This window comes from Candidatus Pedobacter colombiensis (assembly GCA_029202485.1).
GTDB lineage: Bacteria > Bacteroidota > Bacteroidia > Sphingobacteriales > Sphingobacteriaceae > Pedobacter > Pedobacter colombiensis.
Genome location: CP119313.1, coordinates 1,154,313 through 1,175,310 on the forward strand (window position 1 = coordinate 1,154,313; position 20,998 = coordinate 1,175,310).

At 43.2% G+C, this 20,998-nt stretch carries 23 protein-coding genes; all 23 read left to right on the forward strand.

Going from position 1 to position 20,998, the window contains the following annotated elements:
• Nucleotides 1–26 precede the first annotated feature (26 nt).
• The 23 genes from P0Y49_04615 (at nt 27) to P0Y49_04725 (ending at nt 20,997) form a co-directional block, all read left to right on the forward strand.
• Nucleotides 27–1,304: an aminotransferase class I/II-fold pyridoxal phosphate-dependent enzyme gene (locus P0Y49_04615; protein WEK20420.1), complete on the forward strand. Its 1,278-nt coding sequence runs from the start codon at nt 27–29 to the stop codon at nt 1,302–1,304.
• Nucleotides 1,305–1,319: 15 nt separating this feature from the next.
• Entirely contained in the window at nt 1,320–1,958 is a 639-nt protein-coding gene (locus P0Y49_04620) for a TetR/AcrR family transcriptional regulator (GenBank protein ID WEK20421.1), read from the forward strand.
• A gap of 22 nt (nt 1,959–1,980) precedes the next feature.
• Nucleotides 1,981–2,643, forward strand: coding sequence for a GNAT family N-acetyltransferase (locus P0Y49_04625; GenBank protein ID WEK20422.1), 663 nt, complete (start codon nt 1,981–1,983; stop codon nt 2,641–2,643).
• Nucleotides 2,610–3,557 (forward strand): helix-turn-helix transcriptional regulator, encoded by a 948-nt coding sequence (locus tag P0Y49_04630; GenBank protein ID WEK20423.1) that lies wholly within the window; start codon nt 2,610–2,612, stop codon nt 3,555–3,557. Before P0Y49_04625 ends, P0Y49_04630 begins: the two co-directional genes overlap by 34 nt.
• 190 nt (nt 3,558–3,747) lie before the next feature.
• Nucleotides 3,748–5,484, forward strand: coding sequence for a caspase family protein (locus P0Y49_04635; protein WEK20424.1), 1,737 nt, complete (start codon nt 3,748–3,750; stop codon nt 5,482–5,484).
• A gap of 2 nt (nt 5,485–5,486) precedes the next feature.
• A complete protein-coding gene (locus tag P0Y49_04640; protein ID WEK20425.1) occupies nt 5,487–6,356 on the forward strand; it encodes a hypothetical protein in 870 nt (289 codons plus the stop codon).
• Between the two features lie 59 nt (nt 6,357–6,415).
• A complete protein-coding gene (locus P0Y49_04645) occupies nt 6,416–7,990 on the forward strand; it encodes a caspase family protein (GenBank protein ID WEK20426.1) in 1,575 nt (524 codons plus the stop codon).
• Between the two features lie 263 nt (nt 7,991–8,253).
• Nucleotides 8,254–9,132, forward strand: a complete 879-nt coding sequence (locus tag P0Y49_04650) for an RteC domain-containing protein (protein WEK20427.1) — start codon at nt 8,254–8,256, stop codon at nt 9,130–9,132.
• 146 nt (nt 9,133–9,278) lie between these two features.
• Nucleotides 9,279–9,869, forward strand: a complete 591-nt coding sequence (locus P0Y49_04655) for a hypothetical protein (protein WEK20428.1) — start codon at nt 9,279–9,281, stop codon at nt 9,867–9,869.
• A 119-nt stretch (nt 9,870–9,988) separates the two neighbouring features.
• Entirely contained in the window at nt 9,989–10,258 is a 270-nt protein-coding gene (locus P0Y49_04660; protein ID WEK21773.1) for a DUF4134 domain-containing protein, read from the forward strand.
• A gap of 1 nt (nt 10,259) precedes the next feature.
• The gene (locus P0Y49_04665; GenBank protein ID WEK20429.1) at nt 10,260–10,610 is read left to right on the forward strand and encodes a DUF4133 domain-containing protein; all 351 of its coding nucleotides are present in this window, start codon (nt 10,260–10,262) and stop codon (nt 10,608–10,610) included.
• Nucleotides 10,607–13,084, forward strand: coding sequence for a TraG family conjugative transposon ATPase (locus P0Y49_04670; protein ID WEK20430.1), 2,478 nt, complete (start codon nt 10,607–10,609; stop codon nt 13,082–13,084). Before P0Y49_04665 ends, P0Y49_04670 begins: the two co-directional genes overlap by 4 nt.
• Nucleotides 13,085–13,204: 120 nt before the next feature.
• Complete coding sequence (locus P0Y49_04675; protein ID WEK20431.1) at nt 13,205–13,480, forward strand: hypothetical protein; 276 nt, start codon at nt 13,205–13,207, stop codon at nt 13,478–13,480.
• A gap of 21 nt (nt 13,481–13,501) precedes the next feature.
• Nucleotides 13,502–14,254 (forward strand): conjugal transfer protein TraI, encoded by a 753-nt coding sequence (locus P0Y49_04680; protein ID WEK20432.1) that lies wholly within the window; start codon nt 13,502–13,504, stop codon nt 14,252–14,254.
• Nucleotides 14,238–14,888, forward strand: a complete 651-nt coding sequence (locus tag P0Y49_04685) for a hypothetical protein (GenBank protein ID WEK20433.1) — start codon at nt 14,238–14,240, stop codon at nt 14,886–14,888. The genes P0Y49_04680 and P0Y49_04685 overlap by 17 nt, the downstream gene beginning before the upstream one ends.
• Nucleotides 14,872–15,513, forward strand: a complete 642-nt coding sequence (locus P0Y49_04690) for a TerB family tellurite resistance protein (protein ID WEK20434.1) — start codon at nt 14,872–14,874, stop codon at nt 15,511–15,513. Before P0Y49_04685 ends, P0Y49_04690 begins: the two co-directional genes overlap by 17 nt.
• A gap of 10 nt (nt 15,514–15,523) precedes the next feature.
• Entirely contained in the window at nt 15,524–16,723 is a 1,200-nt protein-coding gene (traJ, locus tag P0Y49_04695; GenBank protein WEK20435.1) for a conjugative transposon protein TraJ, read from the forward strand.
• Nucleotides 16,724–16,741: 18 nt separating this feature from the next.
• The gene (gene traK / locus P0Y49_04700) at nt 16,742–17,359 is read left to right on the forward strand and encodes a conjugative transposon protein TraK (GenBank protein WEK20436.1); all 618 of its coding nucleotides are present in this window, start codon (nt 16,742–16,744) and stop codon (nt 17,357–17,359) included.
• Nucleotides 17,360–17,362: 3 nt separating this feature from the next.
• Nucleotides 17,363–17,587 carry a hypothetical protein gene (locus tag P0Y49_04705; GenBank protein WEK20437.1) on the forward strand — a complete coding sequence of 75 codons (225 nt, stop codon included), beginning with the start codon at nt 17,363–17,365 and terminating at the stop codon, nt 17,585–17,587.
• 23 nt (nt 17,588–17,610) lie between these two features.
• Entirely contained in the window at nt 17,611–18,663 is a 1,053-nt protein-coding gene (gene traM, locus P0Y49_04710) for a conjugative transposon protein TraM (protein WEK20438.1), read from the forward strand.
• Nucleotide 18,664: 1 nt separating this feature from the next.
• The gene (locus P0Y49_04715; GenBank protein WEK20439.1) at nt 18,665–19,732 is read left to right on the forward strand and encodes a hypothetical protein; all 1,068 of its coding nucleotides are present in this window, start codon (nt 18,665–18,667) and stop codon (nt 19,730–19,732) included.
• A 22-nt stretch (nt 19,733–19,754) separates the two neighbouring features.
• Nucleotides 19,755–20,753, forward strand: coding sequence for a hypothetical protein (locus P0Y49_04720; GenBank protein WEK20440.1), 999 nt, complete (start codon nt 19,755–19,757; stop codon nt 20,751–20,753).
• A gap of 67 nt (nt 20,754–20,820) precedes the next feature.
• Entirely contained in the window at nt 20,821–20,997 is a 177-nt protein-coding gene (locus P0Y49_04725; GenBank protein WEK20441.1) for a histone H1, read from the forward strand.
• Nucleotide 20,998 lies beyond the last annotated feature (1 nt).

Below are 20,998 nucleotides of genomic sequence, written 5' to 3' on the forward strand. Positions count from 1 at the left end.
GCTTAGTTAAAACTAACTTAATTTATATGCGAAACATTGACTTTGAAAAAGCGTCGTTTAAGGATTTTGAGGATCCGGCTGGAATGTGTGCCTTTGAGCGGGCGAGGTATTTTAATGAATTCCTGGATTACCTGGAGGAAAAGGAGCGGTTGAATTACCGCTTTGAAACCACTTCTTCGGGCGGGCCGCTGGTGGAACTGAGCATTCCTTTTATGAAGGAAAAGCGGGATTATGTGAGCCTGGTGTCTAATGATTACCTGGGTTTTTCTCAGCACCATCTGGTGAAAAAGGCAGCTTGTTTCGGCATCCAGTATTATGGTGCGGGTTCAGGTGCCTCTCCGGCAATTGGGGGGCATTATTCGTTCCACAGGGAGCTGGAGGAGAAGATTGCTGCATTCTTTAACCGGGATTCGGCCATCATTTACACTACGGGTTATACGGCCAATTCTGCTACTTTGTTGGCTTTGCTTGGAACACAGGACCTGGTGATCACCGATATGAAGATCCATGCCAGTATGTTTGAAGGTTGTAACGGGAAGAACCAGAAGACCTTTCGCCACAATGACCTGGAGCATTTGGAGATGATCCTGAAATCATCTAGGGATCAGTACCATACCCGGTTTGTGGTGGTGGATGGGGTGTATTCTCAGGATGGGGATTTGGCCCTTTTAGACCAGATCGTGAAGCTGGTACACCAGTATGAGGGTTATGTGGTGATGGATGATGCCCATGGGGTTGGGGTAATTGGCAAGACCGGTAGAGGGGTGATTGAGCTGCAGGGTTTGTATAAGGAGGTGGACATCATTACCGGTACTTTCAGTAAGACCTTTGGCCACCTTGGGGGCTATGTGATTGCTGATCCTGAGCTGATCAGGTATTTGAAGTTCCAGAGCCGCCAGCATTTGTTTTCGGTGACGGCTACACCGGCTTCGATGTGTATCCTGAAAGCCATTGAACTGATTGATGAGCAGCCGGAATGGAGGGATTTGCTTTGGGAGAATGTAAATTATTTTACGGCGGGTTTGCGCAGCCTGGGTCTGGATATTGGCAATACGCAATCGGCGATTGTACCGGTTAAGATCGGGGATATTGCCCTGACCAATGAGGTGAGCAGGCGCTTGCTGCATGCGGGGGTTTATGCCAACCCGATCATGTACCCTGCGGTTTCCAAGAAAGATTCCAGGATCCGCATGAGCCTGATGGCGACCCATAAACGGGAACATGTAGACCGGGTGCTGAATGCTTTTGAGGACATCAGCAGGGCGCTGCCGATACGCCGGTTGAGCGATTGTAATCAAACTTAAATTGTAGAAATGTAAATGAGGAAACCAAGACTGTATAAATCAAGAGATCCTGAGGCGGTAAAACAGGCCTTACTGGATGCTGTTGGGGCTATTCTGAAAGAAAACGGGCACCAGGGACTGGGGGTGAACAGGGTGAGCCTGAGGGCGCACATCAACAAGGGCTTGATTTACTGGTATTATACCAGTTACAATCACCTGGTGAAAACGTACATCAAGGGTAAAGATTTCTGGAGGCCGATCTTTGAAAAATTTCAGTTGAGGGAGCCGCCTAAAGAGGAGGAGTTGCCGGGATATATTACCGCCATTTTCCAGGAGCAGTTTCAATGCTTTTTTGGAGATAAGGAAATGCAGAAGCTGATCTTATGGCAGGTTTCGGAACCCAATCCTCTATTGAAAGAAGTTTCGGATGAAAGGGAGCTGGAAGGAGCGAAGATCATGGCGCTGACGGATCCTCATTTTAAGGACTCTGAGATTGATTTTCGCAGTGTGGTTGGTTTGGTTTTAGGCGGGATTTACAATATGGTCTGGCATGCGAGCAATAATAAAAGTACGGTGATTGGTATTGACATCAACAATGAGCGTGACCGGGAGAAGTTCCGTAAGGCAATTGGTCATGTGATCACTGCGGTCTGGAAGCTGGCGGAGAAGGTTTAGTCTACAGATAAATGGTTTACCTATGATCATTAAAGCAGAGCGGGTGGATAAGGGCAGGGTAGTGGCGTTGCTATGCCTGTCCTTTAGTGAAAATTTAAGTGTGGGGTATCTGGTTGGTACGGGTAAAGGAAGGAGACTGCGCCTGAGGCGTTTGATGGCTTATGCTTTTGAGGTTTGTTTCCGTTTCGGTGAGGTCTGGCTGTCTGAAGGGAAACAAGGTTGTGCTTTGGTGTTGTACCCGCATTTGAAAGGGTTTTCCTTACGGGTTTTCTGGATGGATTTGAACTTGGTTTTCGGGGTTGTCGGTTTGCTGAGGTTATCGCAGGTATTACGCAGGGAGAAATTACTTGCTGCCCGGCATCGGGATAATCCTTTTTATTACCTCTGGTTTATTGGGGTTAACCCATGGGTGCAGCGGCAGGGGATTGGTACTTTGATGTTAAGGGAGTTCATTGCAGATGCAGAGCTTGCGGGAATGCCTGTTTACCTGGAAACTTCTGTAGTCAGCAACTTGGTCTGGTATGAAAAGTTTGGCTTCCGGGTTTATGATGAGCTGGATTTCGGTTACCGCTTGTTCTTTTTAAAAAAGGTACTTGCCGGTAGTGCTATAATGTTTTATTTCCTGTTGAGGATGACTACTATATCTTGCCTATGTATGTATTTAATTCTGAAATGTACTTATTGACCTTTGTTATTTGTTTGCTGGAGTTTGGGATGTTCTGTTACCAGCTGGTACATTACCTGTCCAGGCCGGAAGATAAACGCCGTTTGTGGTACCTGGTGTTACTGCTACTGCTGATTTTATATAATGTGGCGGGTGGTTTGCTTCCTGATCCGGATTACGGGATGCCACTGGTGAGCCAGAACATTATTGCCTATGGTACTGGCTTTTTAATGGCGGCTTATTTTCCTTATTATTTTTATAAGGCTTTTAATTTGAACAGCCTGCGTTTTCATGCTTATTACGGGGTAGGAATCTTCCTGCTGATGCCCTTTGTGGTCTTTTTCTGTTTGCTTTATCCTTTATATGGTAATCTGGAGCTGGCTACGAGTTATGGTATGCTGGTACCTGGGGTTTATTCTGTGGTGCTATTGTATGCTTTGCTCAAGGCGATTCGTTTGAGGATCTTGCAGCGCAGTGTTTCGGATTACCCTTATCGGAAGTCGGAAATGTTCTGGGTATATGCCGCGGTATTCCCCTGGGTTTGTATGACTTTGTTTTCTTTTTTACAGATCTCTCAGTGGATCGAGGTGCTGGTGACCAATTCCGGTTTTTTGATCATTACGGTACTGTTTATTGCCAGGATCGTGAAATGGGAACGGATCCGGGATGAGCAGCTGGAGGCAAAATATACGTTGGGTAGTGGGGCTTCGGTATTTGAATGTAATTGTGTGTTTTATGGGTTGACCAAACGGGAGGCTGAAATTGCGGTCAGGATTAGCCAGGGGAAACAGTATAAGTATATTGGGTTTGATCTGTTTATTTCTACGGATACGGTGAAGAGTCATGTGAAAAATATTTTTCGCAAGGTTGAGGTGAATGATAAGACGGAACTGGTATATAAGCTTAATCAGGAGTCTGATCGGGCAGCAATCTAAAGTGGATAGAATTTGCTGGGACAAATCTATATAAAACAATACTTGAACTGGACGTTTTCGGTAAAGGCCATGTGAGGGTGTGATATTCAATATTATATGAAGGACGAAATCTTAAGTGATAATTTGGTTTGTTTAATCTAAAATTACGATATTGGGTTTTACCAAAATATAAATAATTACGCTTTCAATTATGAAAAAATGTGCTGTAGTAATAGGAGTTGACCGAACAGGGATATTACCAGAACTTAATGCTGCGGCAAAAGGCGCTAATGATTTTGCTTTATGGGCAGAATCTCAGGCGTATGATACAGTTTTATTAACAGATCATAATAAAAATGTAACTGTACGTGATATCAAAGACGCAATAAGGAAATTTGTTGATGAAAAAATTTATGATGTAATGATTGTATTTTTTTCGGGTCATGGTATATTAAAAAGTGCTATGGATGAACAATGGCTACTTTCTGAAGCTCCTGGTGATCTCAATGAAGCAGTGAACGTACAACCTTCTAGGTTGATAGCCAGAAAGAGTGGAATTCCACATATAGTATTTATTTCGGACGCTTGTAGATCTTTGCCCAAAAATTCACTTATTAGTGAGATGTTTGGTTCGGTTATATTTCCAAATGTACCTCAATCTGATCAGGATACCGATATAGATATGTTTTACGCAACTAAGCCCGGAGATCCAGCCTATGAACTGCCAATAGAGGAGTCACTTCGGAATTATAAAGGTGTATATACAAGATGTTTACTGGAGGCTCTTTACGGTAGAGTACCAGACGTACTGAAGAAAATTGTAGAGAAAAATGTTGAATATAATGCAGTTTTATCTCAGGAGCTTAAGCAGTATTTGCGGAAATCTGTGCCTCTGGCTGCTGAGGCAGTAAGTATCAGGTTGTCTCAATTTCCAGACTCTGAAGTAACATCGATTACACCGAAGCATTTGTCAAAATTTAAAACACCTCCATCGAGGATACTCGTATGGGATGGTGAAGAGATGGCGATGGAAATGGCACTACCAAATCTAAATTATGAGATTGGTGAACTTGATTTAGATATCGGTAAACAAGAAGAAAATGGCAATCAGGAATACCATCGAATTGATTCTGAGCAGGAAAAACAAAATGAAATTGTTAAACTGATTGTTGATGCAAATGGATTAAATAGTAATCGTATTCATACTGGATTTACTGTGGTTGGTATAGAATACTTTTTAGAAAATACCTATGGTGATGATTGTTATATTTTTCGTGAAAATGGTGCCATTCAAATAGAAATACTTACTAGCCCAGTCGCAAAGAAGGGGTTTTTATTGAAACTCTTAGATGGTAAGAGTGTACCTCTGGCGATTTTGCCAGGATTTATCGGGACTCTTGTATTTGAGAATGGTGTATTACTTAATGTGAATTATCATCCCAGTAGAACAAATAGAAAATTTTCTAACTATGAACGTAATTTGATTGATATAGAGACAAGAAGGGCTATGATTGCGGCAGAATGTACTAGTGGTATATTTAAAATTTCTAACGATTTTCCTTACATTTTGAATTCAGCCAGTTACTTAAGGCAATACAAAGAATTTGATCCTACGCTAGGCTTGTATAGTGCTTATGCGTATGCGCAAGCAGGAAATATGGAGGGGATAGCATCTGTATTTAGCTTTATGGATAGAGAAGCAGAACCAGTTCTTTTTGATGTGGCAATGTTATATGAATACTCAGGTCAAAATAGAAAAGTTCAGATCAATGAGATTGCAGCACCTTTTTGTCCATTGCTTAATCAGGGCTGGTCATATCTCTCCATTGATCCAATGAGATATGACCCAAATCTGCTTTTTTTAAGCAGATATCGTTTGCCTGGATTATGGACTACTTTTACTGAAGAAGGTACCGCATTTTATGAATCGATTTATAAAAATAGATAACTATGAATCTAATATTAATACATGGTCGTGACCAACAAGGGCAAGACCCATCGATGCTTAAAAAGCTGTGGATTGATACTTTGAAAAAGGGATTTGGCTTGGCTGATTTGCAAATTCCTGAAAATGTGAATGTTGTATTTCCATTTTACGGGGATCTTTTGGATGGTCTGATTAAAGAAGTAACTGATCCCACGGAATTGGCTGGAGTCATTGCCAAGGGAGATATCCCGGAAAAGGAATTAATTTATTTTTATGAATTTATAACAGAACTGGCTGATAATGCAGGTTTGACTCTTGAGGACATAAACGTAAATTATCATGAAGACCATAGAGAAAAGGGGGCACTTAACTGGGCTTGGGTACAGGCTATTTTACAAACATTGGATAGTTGCGATAGGATAGGGAAATTTACGCTTCAGAAGTTTACTTATGATGTTTTTATTTATTTAACTAATGCTGCAATTAAACGAAGGATTAATGATTTTATTTTAACGGCTTTTGATGATGAGCCCTGTGTAGTAGTGGGACATTCATTAGGATCTGTTGTTGGATATAATGTGTTACAAGCCAATTCCAACCTAAAGGTAAATAAATACATTACCATTGGATCCCCCTTGGGAGTTAAAGCAGTTAAGTCAAGACTGACGACACCTCTATCTATGCCACTTTGTGTAAAAAATGGATGGTACAATGCTTACGATGAGCGGGATTATGTAGCATTAAATTCGTTGGATAAGCACAATTTTAACATTGAGCCTTCAATTTTAAATAGCAATCATGTAAAGAATGCAACAAACAATCGACACGGAATTGAAGGGTATTTAAATGATGCGAAAGTAGCTAAAGCAATTTATGACGCCATGGTGGATTAGCTTGTTTTTGTTATTCAGAAGAGAAATACCGTAAAAAAAGTAAATAAAATAAATTAGAAATGGATAGTAAGAAGTCAGACACCAGAATTGCTAAAGTTAATCATAGTGTTGTTTTCCAGTCACTGGAAAAATTCGACAATAATTCTGATGGAGATACTTATCTTTTTGTAGTAGGAATTGATAGGTACGAAGAGGAAGAAAGACTTACTTATTGTTCAAAAGAAGCGAGACATCTGATCAGAATTTTTTCGAAGGATTATAACATTAAGCCTAAAAATACCTATTCGCTTTTTAATAAAAATGCTACCAAAATAAATATTATGAGTCATCTGCAGAATTTTGATAAACTGCTGGATGAAAAGGATCAACTTGTCATTTATTTTGCCGGGCATGGGTTTCATTCTGAATATGCAAATTTTTTTATACCTGCTGATGGGAACAGAAATAATTTTAACTCAAATATTCCAAGTGATCTTTTAACGAAGATTATTAGTGGGTTTGCTTCAGACACCGTTATCATGCTATGTGATTTAGTTTTGCCCAGTGCTGAGCGCCAACATTTTCATATTAAATCAGAAATACAAGAAGAACTGGGAATTTTGTCTCAGTTAAATTTTAATAAATTCTCATCGCCAGAGCGAGCAAATCATGTTAATTTTATTAATTTTTTAAGTAAAAAAGAAAAGGGGAGAGTCAAACAATCATTTTACTTTAAAAAGGAATATGATATAACATTCAACGTTGCCTTATCAAAAAGTCTTACAAATAGCTTAATAACTTACGTACGCAAACAGTACGAAGATATTTATGCCATGATACATAATCAGTTTATAGTTGCAGCCTTATTAGAAATGAAAAAGATAGTCTCAGTAAATGACGAAGATTTATTGGGAAGGGTTGAAAGTTTGCAATATGCAGTGACCAAAATTAAGGATGAATCAGTAGGTGATCAACCGGAAACGCGGGTGAGTACTAATGTGGAAGTGTCAGAACTGGCTGTAGAGGTCTTGAATAAAATTGATGAAAATGGCTTTTATCTTGTCAAAACTCCTAAAGAACTTGCAGATAAACGTGTTAAAAATCAGATAAAAATTCTTTTTACTGCTGCAAACCCTCGTAATCAGGATCATTTAAGACTAAAGAACGAGTTAAAGGCTATAGAGTATGAACTGATGCGTTCTAGGCTTCGGGATGATTTTAAATTAATTAAAGTGCTTACAACTGATGTAAGAGATTTGCAAGATCAGTTGTTGAACGAATCTCCTCAATTTATACATTTTTGCGGACATGGATCTTGTGACGGTATAGCACTCTTAAATGAACTTGATAATGCGACAATTGTTAGAAATAAACCGCTTGCTGAACTTTTTAAGTTGTTCTCAGAAGATATAAAATGCATATTTCTTAATTCTTGTCATTCAATAGAACAATCTAAAGAAATCGGCAAATTCATTGACCATATAGTTTGTATGAATAATTCAGTTCCCGATGATATGGCAATACTTTTTGCAACAGCATTTTATCAGTCTATAGGCTCTGGTAAAAATATTAAATTCTCTTTTGATTTTGCCAAAAATTCTATTGATTTAAATGGCTTGTCAGGTAGTGAGATTCCTGTATTAATTGCAAATTAATATAAAAAATTCTTTGTGGAAATCTCATTTTCTCAATTTAACCTTTACGTTTGAATTATTCAATTTCCTATGAAATTGAAAGTAAATATTGTTTAGAAATCATAAAGTTCTTGATCCTCAGTATTGTGAGCAATATTAGCCGACTCCCTATATTGTGCGATAACAGTTAAGGTCATAATCCCCACTATCGTGGTATTTACATTTCGTAGTAAGAGATAGATTTTTGTTTCGGTGACAATGTTGTTGCCTTTAAATCTATTCCTATGACAGTATTATTTTTTAAAGAACGCTATGAAGATCTGGATGCGGAGTTGGTGGAGATCAGGTGCAAAGCCACTGATCCGGTAAACAGGGTAACCCGTTGTCATTCAGTAATCCGGGTGGCTTTGGATGAGTTGATGGTTAAGCTGGAGTCGGTTGTGCCTATTCCTGAAGAAGAGGAAATGGTGCTCAATAGGGTTTGGCTTGTTAAATTTTATGCCCTTTTTATTTATGAAACGGAGGTTTTTAGGTTAGTGGATTGCTGTCCTAAAAGTGTTCGTTCGGAACGTCGGTTTTATAAAGTTACTTTGAAGGTAATGGGGGATTATCTTTCCCAGCATGCTTTTTTATATGAATACTATTTTCGGGGAATGGTGGGCTTGGATGCTTTGCTGTTCATTAAAGGACGTAAGGTAGATCATTTGTTTTTACCAGAAAGTCCGGAATTCTTTGGTGGGGCTATGCCGCCTTGTACCTATATTTTTGCACGTTTTATGGCGTATGATCAGTTGATTTTGGAGCTGCGGTTGAAGCTTGATCCTGGACCTATTGGAGAGCTTGCTAAAACCTATACGCATGGTTTAAAATGGACTGGTAATAAGGTGAATGTGGCGGAGCTGGCTTATGGGCTGTATTATGCGGGGCAGTTTAACAATGGCAATGCGGAGGTGACTGATATTTACAAATGGCTGGAGGAAAGCCTGGGGATCTCCATGGGCAGTGTGCACCGGAAGTTTATTGATCTGCGTCGCCGCAATACAGCTAGTCCGACCAAGCTTTTGGATAAGATGCGGGAGGCGATCCATCAGCGGATCGATGAGGACTTGCAATATAAACCTAACCGCGGGATTAAATTAAGTAAATCTTTTAATGAGGATTAAATGTGTTTGGAGTACGTTTTTAGGAATGTTCTCCAAAAATTTTTAACACTGTTGTACCAGCGTGTTAATTCTTTTTTTGCCGGCTGCCAAACTTTGCTTTATCAAATCCCGGTGGTAATGGTGCTTCCGGGTTAAAGCTAAAGGTTATGTTATTTCCATTTACTATGCAGCAGTTTTTAATCGCGGCGGTCTTGCTGAGTCTGGTCTGGTATGCGGGTGTTTTTCTATGGTTTAATCGCAGGCGCGGTCTTGGTCTCCAGCTGGGGGGAACTGGTGGTTCGAGAGCAAGAGCGGGATCGGAAGCAAAGGCGCGGACTAAACTCAGAGCGGCATTACCCGGCAGAGGTTCCGGGGTGGTTATGGGGCAGGAAGATTTCGATGAAGCAGAATTGATGGGCAAGGTGAAATTGCCGGAAGGTATGGAACTGATCCGTTCGGATGAATTGCGGTTTGCGGATTCTGTTGAGGGTGCCAGTGCTGCTGGTGGCCAGGGTCTTTTGGACCGGGATGATCAGTTGGGGCTGATTCCTGATGTGCTGGAGGAGATCAAGGAGGTGTTCGGAATACTGGCGAAGGAGGATGGCACCAAGCAGGATTTTATGGGGCTGATGAAGCTTGTCCGGGAGAAGTATCCTAAGATCAGTTCCCATCCGGGTATTGCAGGGTTAAATGCCTTTATCCGGGATCATGCACCCTTTGCCATTTCCAGTGCGGAACTGGAAGACCTCTGGGATTAGTTTTTTGCTGTTTACGTGTTCATTTTTAAATCCTTTTTATGAATTTTCATTTCAATTCTGATCCTAAGCGTGTGCTGGCAAAGGTGTTGCTGTTGGGCTTTGCGATCTGCTGTTTTAACATGCTTTGTCTGTTGCCATTAACGCTCTTGGCACAGGATGGGGTGGCCGGGATCAATCAGGCCACGTCTCAGATCCAGCGTTATTTTTCGGCCGGTGCCAAGCTGATGTATGCCATTGGTGCGGTAATGGGCATCGTGGGGGCCATTAAGGTCTACAACAAGTGGAATGCCGGGGAACCGGATACCAATAAACTGGCGGCGGCATGGTTTGGTTCGCTGATTTTTCTGGTGGTGGTCGTAGCGATTATTGAATCTTTTTTCGGAGTATAGTATGGCAAGTGTATATCAGATCAATAAAGGGGTAGGACGCCCAGTGGTCTTTAAGGGCTTAAAGGCACAGTACATTGCTTTTCTGGCTGTGGGAATGGTGCTGCTTTTATTGGGCTTTGTTGGTGGTTATCTATCAGGGCTTAGTTTATATGTACTGTTACCCTTGGCATTGATGGTGGGTAGTGGCTTGGTCTATGTGCTGACCAGGCTGAGTCACAAGTTCGGGGAGCATGGGTTGATGAAGCTTTTTGCAAAGTATGGATTGCCTTCAGCTGTGGTCTTCCGTTCCCGCCGGGTATTTACGGGTTTAAAGTATGTGAGTAGGAATGATGCTAAAGCTACCGGGCCATGAAACAGGAAGCCTTAAAATTGTTGCCGGTGTATAAGGTGGAAAATGGTTGTTTGCTTTCTTTCCAGGGGGATGTGACTTTGGCTTATAGAGTAAACCTGCCGGAACTGTTTACGCTTTCGGATCGGGAGTATGAGGCTTATCACCAGGCCTGGATCAAAGCGATCCGCTGCTTGCCTGCTTTTTCAGTCTTTCATAAGCAGGATTGGTTTCTGGAAAGTAGCTATCAGGCGGATTACGCTGGGCTTGCTGATCAGGAGACCAGTTTTTTATCCCGATCCAGTGAGTTTTTTTTTAATGAGCGCCCATACCTGGAGCACGAATGCTTTATTTTTCTGACTAAAAAACCAGAAGGCAGGAAGCTATCCAGTTCTGTTTATTCTAACATCAGGCGAAGGACGATTGTACCTGCGCAGACCATAGATCCGGTTTTGCATCAGCAGTTTCTGGATGCGGCAAGCGCATTTGAAAGTATCCTGCGTGACAGCGGTTTTCTGTCACTGGAACGGCTTTGGGATGATGAACTGGCCGGGACTGCGAATCAGGCCGGTATTCTGGAACGCTATTGTTTTTTGCTGGGTAAGGATCAGCTGCCGGTGATCTCAGACATCCAGGTTCGGGATGGCCTGCGTGTGGGAGATAAGCAGCTGGAATTGTATACGCTTGCTGATGCGGAGGACTTGCCAGGCTTGTGTGGCAGCAGGATCAATTATGAAAAGTATTCCACTGACCGTACGAAATTCAGTTTGGGCTTTGCCAGCCCTTTAGGAGCACTACTGAACTGTAACCACATTTTTAACCAGTATGTGTTTATCGGGGATAGCCAGGAGACGATCAAAAAGCTGGAAGCCAAGAAACTGCGTTTACAATCGCTTTCGGGTTATTCAAGGGAGAACGCAGTTTCCCGGGATGCTTGCAATGATTTCCTGAACGAGGCGGTGGCCTCGCTTCGGTTGCCGGTAAAAGCACATTTTAATGTCCTGGCCTGGTCAGCTGATGGAGTTAAGGCTAAGGAACTGAAGAACCTGGTGAGTACAGCTATGGCAGCAATAGATGCAGTAACCAAGCAGGAGACTGAAGGGGCGGCGCAGATCTGGTTTGCGGGCTTGCCTGGGAATGAGGCGGACTTTCCAATGAACGATACTTTTGATACTTTTTTAGAACAGGCGACCTGCTTTTTTAACATGGAGACCAATTACAAGTCTTCCTTAAGCCCTTTTGGTATCCGCATGGGGGACAGGCTGACCGGGAGACCGGTTCATGTAGACATTTCGGACGAGCCGGTTCGACTGGGCTGGACGTCCAACAGGTCAAAGTTTGTGTGCGCTGGTAGTGGTTCAGGCAAGAGTTTCTTCTGTAACCATTTGGTGCGCTCGTATTATGAGCAGGGTGCACATGCGATCATCGTAGATATCGGCAATTCTTACCAGGGGCTTTGTGAGTTGGTGGGTGGTTATTACTTCCGCTACTCGGAAAATGACCCGATTAGTTTCAATCCTTTTTACCTGGCTTCAGGTGATGTACTGGATACGGAAAAGAAGGAGAGTATCAAGAACTTGCTGCTGGCTTTATGGAAGAAGGATGATGAGCCTTATTCCCGCTCGGAGTATGTAGCGATATCCAATGCGCTGAAGCTGTTTTATGCCCACTTGGGCAGGCGGCCGGATGTTTTTCCTTGTTTCAATAGCTTTTATGAGTTCCTGTTGTCGGAGTATTTACAGGTACTGGAAGATGGCAAGGTGAAGGAGAAGGATTTTGATGTGGGGAATTTCATGTATGTGCTGAATCCTTATTACCGGGGTGGAGAGTTTGATTACCTGTTGAATGCGACGGAGAATCTGGACATGCTGAATGAGCGGTTTATTGTATTCGAATTGGACGAGGTGAAGGATCACCCGATTTTATTTCCGGTAGTGACTTTGGTGATTATGGAACTGACGCTTTCCAAAATGCGGAAACTTAAAGGGGTTCGCAAGCTGGTATTGATTGAAGAAGCCTGGAAAGCAATTGCGAAGCAAGGTACTGCGGAATATGTGCAGTATCTGTTTAAAACCATGCGGAAGTTCTTTGGGGAGCCGATGGTGGTTACTCAGGAGATTGAGGATGTGATCTCTTCGCCTGTAGTCAAGAACGCAATCATTAACAATTCGGATTGTAAGATTCTGCTGGATCAGAGTAAGTATCAGAATAAGTTTGACCAGATACAGGAAATGCTGGGATTGACCGATAAGGATAAGGCTTTGATTCTGTCGATGAATAAGGCCAATGATCCCAAGCGTCGATATAAGGAGGTGACTTTTATTCTGGGTAGTCATTCAAAGGTGTACCGGACAGAGGTATCGCTGGAGGAGTATTACTGTTATACAACCGAAGAAAAGGAAAAAGTATTGGTGCAGGAGTATACAGCGCGTTATGGTTCCATTCAGAAAGGTATTGCGATGCTGGCGAAGGATGTCAGGGCTGGTAAGCTTAAATAATTAAATCTAAACCTATCAATTGTTTAAATTATGAAAACAAGTATTTATTTATTGCTGGCCCTGCTGTTTTGCTTTGGCTGCCAGCCGAAAAGGACGGAGAATTTTATTCCGGGGATGTATGTGAACCATTCCGAGGGAAGTTACAGTGTGGCTGATGATACACTGATGATCCGGCAGCTGGAGGGAATTCATTACCAGATCACCCGCCGGACAGGTTTTAACCGTATGGTGGATGGAAAGTCGGGGCTGCGGGAGTATGAAATGGAAACCTGGAGCGGGCTGTATGATGCGGAGGCAGGTGTGATCAACGAAAGCCGGTATGGCAAGGTGCTTAGCTTTTTCCCGGACTCAGGACTGCTTAGGGTAAGTAACCGAGTGTATAAAAAAATCAAGTAGTAAACCATTAATTTTTTGGATATGCATATCTCTAACCCAGCCAGGGTATGGCCATGCCTTGGCTTTTTAAAAAAGAAAATAACAAAAGTTATGAAACAGTATATGGTCATTCTACCCTTGAGTACCATGACGCTGATGGTGGCCGTCCCCAAAGGGGCGACGGCGCAGATCGCGGTTGTGGAGGTTATTAAGGCGGGCGTAAAAAAAGTCATTAAGGCGGTGGATCTGAAAATCCAGCGTTTACAGAATCAGACGATCTGGCTGCAGAATGCGCAGAAGGTATTGGAAAACCAGTTGTCGAAGCTGAAGCTTGGGGAGATTGCGGATTGGACGGGTAGGCAGAAGGAGTTGTACCAGGGCTATTACAATGAGCTTTGGGAAATTAAGTCTTATTTAACGTATTTCAGGCGGATCAAAGACCTGGCTCAAAAACAGGTGGCGATTGTGGATGAGTACAAATGGGCCTGGGGGCTGTTCAAAAAGGACAAGCATTTCTCGGTAGCGGAACTGGAGTATATGGAGAAGGTGTATTCAGGAATTCTGGACGAGAGTATCAAGAACCTGGATCAGATTTTTCTGGTGGTTAATTCTTTTAAGACCCAGATGAGTGATGCGGCGAGACTGGAGCTGATTGCTACGGCGGCTAATCAGATGGATGAGAATTACGGGGCTTTAAAAAAGTTCAATTCTGGAAATATCCAGACTTCCATCCAGCGGGCTAAATCACTGGATGAGGTAGCTGTATTAAAAGAAATTTATGGGATCAATGAATAAGGTATGGGCGCCGGGCTTGGCTTTAGTATTGGCTTGTGTTTTTCCCGCTTCTTTATCCGCGCAAACTTTTGGGGAGTTCTTTAACCAGAAGAAAACGCAGAAACGGTATCTGCTGGAACAAATTGCGGCATTGCAGGTTTACCTGGGCTATGCTAAAAAAGGCTATGAGCTGGTAGGATCGGGATTGCAGACGGTCAGGGATATTAAAAGCGGGGAGTTTGGCCTGCACAATACTTTTATTTCTTCGCTAAAAAAGGTGAGTCCATTTGTGCGTAGTAATACTAAAGTGGCTGAGATCATTGCCTGTCAGCTGGGTATTTCGCGAGCCTTTAATATCAGGGATAAGGACAAGTTGCCGCTTTCTTCTCAGTTATATGTGCTGGAGGTGAAAGCCCATTTACTGGATGAATGCTTTAAAGACCTTGAGGAATTGCTGCTGGTGGTTACTGCCGGTAAAGTGGAAATGAATGATGCGAATCGGCTGGAAAGGCTCGATAAGATTTACCGCTCGATACTGGACAAATACAGTTTCGCTTTGGATTTCTCCACGCAGGTTAAACTGCTGATAGCCGGGGGAATCAGGGAGGAACAATCAATTAACTATTTAAAAAAGCTTTATGAAAAAGAGGAATAGCATGTTATTCGCGGCACTATTGCCGCTGGTATTTTGCCTTGGCTTTTCTGCCCGGGCGCAAAGTACAGAAGTTCAGCAGCTCTTGTTGAATGTGGAAAAGTTAAGCCAGCTAAAGAATATCCTTGCTGATATGAAAAAAGGATACACCATTGTGATGGGTGGCTACAATACCATTAAAAATATTTCCCAGGGGAATTTTTCATTGCATGAATTCTTTCTGGACGGGCTTATGCTGGTGAGCTCTGAAGTGAAGAAATACCGCAGGGTGGTGGATATCATCGATTATCAGAAAGCATTGGTAAAAGAATATAAACGGGCATACCAGCGGTTCCAGCGGTCAGGGAATTTTGGTGTCGGGGAACTGGAATATCTGGGTAGGGTGTACAAACAGCTGTTTGATCAGAGTATAGATAATCTGGACGAGCTGGCGATGGTGATCACTTCGAGTAAGTTGCGGATGAATGATCAGGAGCGCTTGCAGGCGATTGACCGGATCTTTGCTTCTACCCAGGATAAGCTGATGTTTCTGCGCTATTTCAATGAGCGGGGATTGATCCTGAACCAGCAGCGGGATAAACAACGTTTGGAGATCGAATCGGTTCGGGATTTTTATGGTCTGGATTAAGGGAGGTGATATGAGAAATCGGTTTAGGTTATTTTTCGGGGTTTTTGTTTTTGCATTGGTTGTTCCCAGACTGGCTAGCGCTCAGGACGGCTTGGCCGGACAGATTGCCGGATTGCAGGGTGTGCTGGACAGGGTTCATACCGAGATGTTGCCCCTTTGCAGTGGGCTGATCGGGGCTGGCAGGGCGATCGCTGGGTTTGGGGCTTTATGGTATATCGCTAATCGGGTCTGGCGGCAGTTGGCGGCGGCGGAGCCCATTGACTTTTATCCTTTGATGCGTCCCTTCGCATTGGGAATGGCAATTGTACTTTTTCCGGCGGTTATGGGCGTGTTCAATGGGGTATTGCAGGTGACTATAGCGGGGACACAGGGTATGGTGAGGGATTCAGATAAGGCGATTAAGGCTTTGCTGGCACAAAAGGAGCGGGAGTTGAAAAAGTCGGTCAAGTATAAATTGTATGTTGGCGTGGATGGGGATGGAAATCGTGCCGAATGGTATAAGTATACGCATCCTAAGGATCCAGATGGTTCGGATGAGGGCTTGCTGGAGGGTATCGGGAATGATATCAAATTCTGGGCGGATCGTCAGGATTATAAAATGCGGCATTCTTTCAAGCAGTTTATGAGTGAGTTTCTGGAGATCTTATACCAGGCGGCGGCACTTTGTATCAATACACTTCGGGTTTTCTTTCTGATTGTGCTGGCTGTGCTTGGACCTTTGGTATTGGGATTTGCGGTGTTTGATGGTTTACAGCATACCCTTTCGGTCTGGATTGCCAGGTACATCAATATCTTTTTGTGGTTGCCGATTGCCAATATCTTCGGTGCAATTCTGGGGAAAATCCAGCAGAATATGTTAAGGCTGGACATTGCGGAAGTGGCCAATCAGGGTGATACGTTCTTTTCCAGCACGGATTTAGCGTATTTAATTTTTATGATTATTGGTATTGCTGGCTACTGCTGCGTGCCAACTGTAGCCAATTATGTGATCCATGCTGGTGGCGGAAATTCGATTTTAACAAAGGTAAATACGATGGTTTCTGGCGGTAGTATGATGGCACAGCGAGTAGGTAATCAGAGTTACTCCGGCGCAAAAGAGGGGGCAGGGATGATCGTTGACCGCTTTGATGATGCCAGGAGGAATTTGTCCAGTGGCATGGCAGAAGCTGCAGGCTCAGATTATTTCAAGGATAAAGTTTCCGGTAGGTAACCATTTAAAATTCATTTTATGTTCACACAATTTAAAAATATAGATACGGCTTTTAAGCACATTAAAAGCTTCAGTTACCTGTTCCTGCTGGGGAATGTACTGATTGTGTGCTTCGGGCTCTTTCTGTTTGCCCGGGTTAGCAGGGAGCAAGCCCAGCGGGTGTATATCCTGTACAATGGCAAGGTCTTGCAGGCTTTTGCTTCCGAGAGGAAGGGGAATTTACCCGTGGAGCTGCGCGATCACATCAAGACTTTTCACCAGTATTTTTTTACACTTAGCCCGGATGATAAGGCGATTGCGGCAACAATAGGTAAAGCGCTGTATCTGGCGGATGAGAGTGCCAAGCGGGCTTACGATAACCTCAGGGAGCAAGGTTTTTATAATAACCTGATTTCCGCGAATATTTCCCAGCAGATCGAGGTGGATAGCGTCAAACTGGATGTAGATAGCGATCCTTATGCCTTTACCTGCTTTGCAAGGCAGAAACTGGTTCGTACCAGTGGTTCTGCCTTCCGTAAGCTGGTGACCAGGGGCAGGGTTCGGGTATTGCAGCAGCAAAGTGATGATAACCCACATGGTTTTCTGATCCAGCGCTGGGAGATTCTGGAGAATAGGGATGTTGCTGTAAATCCTTAGGCTATGGGCTTATTTAAAAAAAGGCTTGGAAAGGCTAGCCGGCAATCAGTGTTTTTATTGTCGGATCGGATTGCTCTGGCGGTAAAACGCAGGCAAAGGAAATGGGCAGATTACCTGAATGACCGGGTAAAAAATGTGTCCGCAGAAGTCAGGTTGATTGCTTTGGTGGTGTTCTGCCTGGTCTGGTCTGTTTATCTGATCCGTTTGCTGATCATGTCAATTTATTAATCATTTATAATTTATCAATTTTTATGGAAACAACTTTAAAAGATAAAAGGAAAAACCGGTTCCTGCTGGTTCTGCCCTTACTGGTGTTTTTCCCCTTATTGGCCTATGTGGTGTTTTTTGGGGCGAAGGATAAGTTCAGTTCGGAAAAGGAAGAGGTGCCACAGGGGATCAATGCGAGTTTACCTGATGCCAAACTGGCGAAAGTGGATCCGGTTACTAAGCTGGGCTTTTATGAATTGGCGGGGAAGGATACGGCTAAATTTCGCAGCAGTCTTGTCGAAAACAGGATTGATTTGTCTAGCCGTGGTGTTGATCCACAAGCGGAGCGGATTAATGAAAGATTAGCGGCTTTGAACCAGGAACTGGCTAAACCTGCAAGTTCTCCAGCTATTAAGGACAGGTATACGCAGGTCCAGTCGGTGAATATGAAAAGTGACGTTGACAGGCTGGAAATGCTGATGAAGTCCATGCAGGGACAAAAAGAGCAGGATCCTGAAATGCAGCAATTGGGTGGTATGTTGCAGCAGATCATTGACATCCAACATCCGGAGTTGGTTAAAGAACGGGTTGCTCAGTCTGGTTCTCGGGTGATTAATTCGGATAGTTTGTTTAGGGCAGTTCCGGCGGTCATCGTGACCAAGAAGAGGATCGTGCATGGGGCGAGTATTGAGCTTTCTTTACTGGATAGTGTCTGGCTCAAGGGGCAGTTGATCCCTAAAGGGCATCGGGTGTTTGGGGTTTGCCGGGTAACTAATCAGCGGGTGCTGATTGACATTAAGAATATCCGGTTGGGTAATTCGATTGTACCGACGAGTTTATCTGTATATAGTCTGGATGGTATGGAGGGTTTAAATGCACCGGAGGCCATGTTAACTGATGCTTTGAATGGAGGGACGATTGATGCTTCCAGCTCCATAGGGTTGGGCAGTTTTGACCAGAGTTTGGTGACTCAGGTGGCTGGAGCGGGTATTGATGCGGCGAAGGGACTGCTTTCCAAAAAACTCAGGCGGGTTAAGGTAAGCCTGAAGGCTGGAGAGAAAGTATTGTTGCGAAACAATCAGATTCAATCGCGCTAGTATGGAACATAAGGTAAACAGGGCTAAAGCTCTATGGGAGCATTGGGAGCTTCGTGAAAAGGAATTGGGAAAGATCGGGGAAATGACTGATGAGCATGCGGTGGATATAACCCGGCAGAAATATGATTTCCTGCGGGAGGGGGTATACCGCTTGTCTGAAAACCCGCTTGGCCATGAGACTACCTACCGGGAAATGATCCGTGTAATCTGTGATAAAATGCAAAAACAGCTTTATCCCAATAGGATTTTGAGAATGCTGCACCAGCTTAAGGTTGCGGTGCTGGATCGTCCCAGTCATTTAAAAGCGCATCTGGAGCTGGCCAGTGATAATATTTCAAAGCTCAAAAAGGCATTTGAATCGCGGGGATTGGAGGTCTTTGCGAATAAACTGGACTATTACCTGGACTTTGAACGGGATAAGATTTCTATTCCTGTAGCTGGGCAACTTGATGCTCATCGGACGGTGACTTTGATTCAGGATTTACAGAAGAATGGTAAGGGACAGTATGAGCTCATGGGTATGGATGCCAGCATTTATGGTTCAGCTGATCCTATGTATGATGTCAGTATCCGTATAGACTGGGAATTTAATCTTAATCGGGTGCAGATCGGGAACCTGCTTCAGGAGCGTGCGGTTTATCTCTATCCTGATAAGCATTCCGGTTTGCCAAAAGATCAGTGGCTCCAGGTAGCAAGGGGGCATGATTATGGGGAATTCCGTTTGAACGTGTATGGTTCGGAATATGGTTACGATTTGATATCAAAGCTAGACCAACTGGCGGCCGACACAGGAATTTATAGGGTAATGGCTGCTGATGTGATTAAACAGCTTAATGATGGCTGGCAGGTAAAGTTAAGTGGCAGACATCCGGCCGATCAGCCGGTATTTATCGAGGCTAGTCCGGGTACCAGAGGGATTGTGATCCGGGATATTGACCAGAAAGTTATTGGTGTAAATGAAATGTTTCTGGGCACAAAAAAGGCTGAGGAGAAAGAACGTGGAAATTCGGTTTCCAAAGACCAGTCAAAAGATAATCAACAGGACCAATCACTTGGACTTGGTTCTTAATTATTAACCTAATCAATTTATTATGACGTTGAATTTAAACAACCTGGAAGACAGGAAAGCTGAAATGGAAATGTTGCAGGCTTCTGAAGCCACGATTGCTGCGATGGAGAAAATGATGCGTGAGGGAGGAGGCAATGGATTTACTTTAGATGAATTTCATCCGGCCAAGCGAGGGCAGGTCGATGTGGTCTATTATTTTCAAAAGGGTAAGCACTCAGATAATTTCTATTTAAACCGGTATACTGTTGCACATAATATTGGTAAACAATTAGAGGAGGGACAAAAGTACATGGTCTTCAATCCTAAAGATGGAAAAATTATAAAGCAATTGGACAATATCACGGAGGCTATTAAATTGTTTCAGGAACGTGGGCCAAAAGTGGAACTGGCTGTTGGCAAGGATGGAAACAATAAGGTAACTATAGCTAGTATGGAGGAGGGTAAGGTGAACTATGTAAACCGGGATTATCGGTCGACATATTATGGAAAGTTTGTGAGCCAGACGATCTGGCCTGAAAGAGGTAAGGGTTTTACTGTTCCCCAATCTGCCCAGATGATCCAGGGGCATTCTGTTTTTCGCGGTGATCTGGTAAACTTTAAAACTGGTCAGCCTTATGAGGCTTGGGTGAAGTTGGATATGGATAAGGGTGTTGGCAGGTCTGGGAATTTTGATTTGCAGCAATTCAGTTCGCAGTATGGTTTCGAGTTGGGTAAAGTGTTGGATCTTTATAACATTAAGGAGCTTCAGGATCCTGAAAAGCGTAAAGATATCGAATCTAAGATTGAGAACGGCTTCACGCCGTTTGTTACTGTTGAAAAGGATGGACAAGATTTGAAGTTAAGTATTGAAGCTTCTCCACGTTATCGTACTATCAATTTCTTTGACGAGGGTAAAATGGAAAAGCGGGAGCAGTTCTTGGTCGAGATCGCTCCTGAGCAGAATCGTGTGGCGGAGATTTTTTCTAAAAAGGATCAGGCTAAGGAGACAGAGAAGTCCGAGGAAATGGGTATTGGCAGGTAATTAAAATTGTATTAGTTTAGTTTTTCGGTATTAATTGACTTATCATTTTAAAACAAATCATAAAAACATGGAAAAATTTGAAAAAGTTAAACAGTTGATCGCTTCTATTGAAGCTGATGCGGACAAATTTTATAACAAAGAAAATGGCGCTGCCGGTACTAGGGTTCGTAAAGGAATGCAGGATTTGAAGGTTCTGGCTACTGAGATCCGTAAGGAGGTTACTGACCGTAAGAACAGTAAATAAA